The sequence below is a fragment of the Alicyclobacillus suci genome (genome assembly GCF_017329615.1).
GTDB classification, from domain to species: domain Bacteria; phylum Bacillota; class Bacilli; order Alicyclobacillales; family Alicyclobacillaceae; genus Alicyclobacillus; species Alicyclobacillus suci.
The window spans coordinates 1-231 of sequence record NZ_JAFMTW010000261.1 but is presented as its reverse complement, the minus strand read 5'-3'; the positions used below and the strand labels follow the sequence as shown (position 1 = coordinate 231).

Genomic DNA, 231 nt, shown 5'->3' with positions numbered 1-231 from the left:
ACATGCCGAGACGCTCAAAGCGGAAATCGCGGAATACCTAAGCAACAGGCTGAAACTTCAGTTGTCGGCGGAAAAGACACTGGTGACGCATGCGGACAAGGGATTTGACTTCCTCGGGTTCAACATCCGACAATGGAAGCGGCAGGGGAAAGAGCGGGTTCTTGCGAAGCCGAGTCGTAAAGCGATTCAACGGTTTAGAAGTACCATGGCTAAGGATTCACGAGCATTCTG

1 pseudogene is annotated in these 231 nt (G+C 51.9%); it reads left to right on the top strand.

The window, feature by feature from the left end:
- Positions 1 to 231: pseudogene (locus J3482_RS22345) on the top strand (hypothetical protein); the annotation flags it as partial.